We start from the raw sequence: 1,722 nt of genomic DNA, 5'->3' as shown, positions 1-1,722 counted from the left end.
GACGAGCCGGTAGCGGGTCATCCGGGTCAGCGCGGGCCGGTAGACGTGCAGGCTGACCGCCGGCTGGTCGTCCCGGTTGGTGACCACGTGCACGTGACGGGCGCCGAAACGCCGGCCGGCGCCGGCGGCGAGGCGGTGCGGGCGCAGCCGGCCGCCGCTGACCGTCTCCTCGGTGAGCACGCCGTCGACGACCAGGAAGGCCCCGGAGGAGCCGCCGTGGTCGTGCAGGTCGGTGCCCTGGCCGGGCAGCCAGCTCAGCGCCCAGACCTCGTGGTCGGCGGCGACCGCGAGGCGGGCGTACCACCGCTGTTCGGGGTGGAAGCGGAGCGGGACCGGCCAGCTGGCCGGGTCGGCGGCGTACCGGGCGGCGACGGCAAGCGGGTCGGGCTCGAGACGACGGCTGGCTGACATGCGGAACCTCACGGTGATCGGGCGGAGCGTGCCACAAGAGCATAGAACGCAAACCCTATAGGATTAGTAGGTAATATCGCATGTTGGGAAGCCGAGGCGGCATCGGCCGCGCCGGCCCGTGCGGCGAACCGGGGCGAAGGCCGCTCAGCGGCGCACCGGCGGCTCCACCCGGTAGCCCGGCACCGACGGCCAGCGCACGGTCAGCAGTACCGACTCGCTCTCGGCATACCAGCAGTGGTCCACGCCCCGGCCCCACACCACGTAGTCGCCCGGCTGGGCGAGCAGCACCGTGCGGTCCGGCAACTCGACCCGGAACCGGCCGCCGCTAACCAGCACCAGCAGCGCGGTACGCCGCTCGCCGGTGGCCCACCGCGATCGGCTCTCCCCCGCCGCGTGCACGCCCCACTTCACCTCGACGTCGTCGCTGTGCCGGGGATCGCCGGCCGGCATGAAGTGGCCGAGCAGCCAGCCACCCTCGGCCGGGCCGTCCACGCCCGCGTTGCCCACGTACACGCTGTCGTCGCTCAACGCCCCTCCCCGTGCCGGCTCGGCAAGCTATCAGGCGCCGCCGCCCCGCCGACCAACCTGGGCCGACGCTGACCCGCGCCGCCAGGGTATATACAGGGTCGATGGAAGATCCCGTACCCGGACAGATGCGCACCGCCGGCACCGCGCTGCTCGGCGCGCTCGACGGTGCGGCGCGGGCCCGCGCGGCGCGCCGGTTCGACGACGACGCGGCCCGGCGGTGGCTGGAGTACCGTCCTCGGCCGCGACCCGGGGTCTGCCTGGCCGACCTGGACCGCACGGGCCGCAAGGCCGCACACCGGCTGCTGGCCACCGCGCTGAGCCCCGCGGCGTACGCGCAGGCGATGGCCGTCGTCGCGCTCGAGGAGGTGCTCGACCGGGCCGAGGGCTGGCGGCGCGGGCGGCACAGCGGCGACTACTGGGTGGCGGTCTTCGGTGACCCGGCCCGCGACGACCGGTGGGCCTGGCGGTTCGAGGGGCATCACCTGTCGGTGAGCATGACCGTCGTCGACGACCGGGTCTCCCCCGCACCCGTCTTCCTCGGCGCGAACCCGGCCACCGTCCGGCACGCCGGACACCCGGTCTCCCGGCCCCTCGGGGTCGAGGAGGACCTGGGCCGGGCCCTGCTCGACGCCATGGGGCCGGCGGCGCGGACGGCGGCGATCGTCGCCGACGAGGCCCCCGCCGACATCATCAGCGCCACCCGCCCGCGCGTCGCCGGGCCGATCGAGCCGCTGGGGGTGCCGGCCGACCGGCTCGGCCCCACCGGCCGGGCCATGCTGGACC

Annotated in this window: 3 protein-coding genes; 1 reads left to right on the top strand and 2 read right to left on the bottom strand. The window is 75.5% G+C overall.

Translation table 11 applies throughout. The features are described 5' to 3' along the window. On the bottom strand, positions 1–411 hold a 411-nt coding region (locus MCAG_RS28345; RefSeq protein WP_007076377.1), incomplete at its 3' end, for a cysteine dioxygenase family protein. 144 nt (positions 412–555) lie between these two features. After that, positions 556–939 carry a hypothetical protein gene (locus tag MCAG_RS28340; RefSeq protein ID WP_007076376.1) on the bottom strand — a complete coding sequence of 128 codons (384 nt, stop codon included), beginning with the start codon at positions 937–939 and terminating at the stop codon, positions 556–558. Between the two features lie 101 nt (positions 940–1,040). On the opposite strand from MCAG_RS28340, the gene MCAG_RS28335 reads away from it, so the two are divergent. Beyond that, positions 1,041–1,722, top strand: a 682-nt coding sequence (locus MCAG_RS28335; RefSeq protein ID WP_036375641.1) for a DUF3500 domain-containing protein, incomplete at its 3' end; no start/stop codon positions are given.

It is taken from the genome of Micromonospora sp. ATCC 39149 (genome assembly GCF_000158815.1).
Taxonomy (GTDB): domain Bacteria; phylum Actinomycetota; class Actinomycetes; order Mycobacteriales; family Micromonosporaceae; genus Micromonospora.
This window is presented reverse-complemented; position numbering and strand designations above follow the sequence as displayed.